Origin of the sequence: Xenorhabdus entomophaga, from assembly GCF_037996725.1 — a bacterium.
In the GTDB taxonomy this organism is placed as follows: domain Bacteria; phylum Pseudomonadota; class Gammaproteobacteria; order Enterobacterales; family Enterobacteriaceae; genus Xenorhabdus; species Xenorhabdus khoisanae.
Genome location: NZ_JBBMXH010000303.1, coordinates 1 through 659, shown reverse-complemented (window position 1 = coordinate 659; position 659 = coordinate 1). Strand labels below are relative to the sequence as shown.

At 57.8% G+C, this 659-nt stretch carries 1 pseudogene; it reads right to left on the bottom strand.

What is annotated here, in order from left to right:
* Nucleotides 1-659 (bottom strand): annotated as a pseudogene (locus AAC854_RS22890) (hypothetical protein); the annotation flags it as partial.

Sequence of the window (659 nt, the reverse complement as noted above, 5' to 3'; positions counted from 1 at the left end):
GGCAGGGTGTTGCCCTGACTCAAGGTCTGGCGGATAAAAGGCTTGTCAGGGCGGCCACCTTCGAACGCAATTTCAACCACCGTGCCAATGGGCGGATACTGGAACATGCCCGATTCACCGCCCGCCATCGGCAAGGGCAGCGGGACAGCCCGGTAAACCGGGGCCGCGGCGTCTTTGCCGTCAGCATCCAGCAATTGCACATCCACGGCATAACGCGGCCTGAATGGGTCGGCCATATCGCCACTGGTCGTGTTTTCCGTGTGGGCCTCAATGCGGGCGAATTGGGGCAGGTGCGTGCCCGCCGATAATTCTGGGTAAGCGGCGTCAATTTGGCGCTGGGCGGGGGTTTTACTCTCCTGTTGTCCTTTGGGCAGCCAAGTAATGGTCATATTCTCATTATTCAGGTTGACCTTACTCAGCCGCTGCTGATTGACCACAAAACCCGGGCGCAGGGATTGGATCATCGGTATGGTCATGGCATTGCCAGCGGACTGATTCTGGCTGAACGCACTGGGGATTTCGGCGGGCTTGTCCTTAAACATCGAATGCGCCCAGCTTCCCAGATACACCGAGCCATCCGGCAACTGATGCCAGATATAGTCTTCAATGGCAAAGACCTGCCCCAGATTCCCCAGTAGCTGGTAGCCTGTCCCATTGTG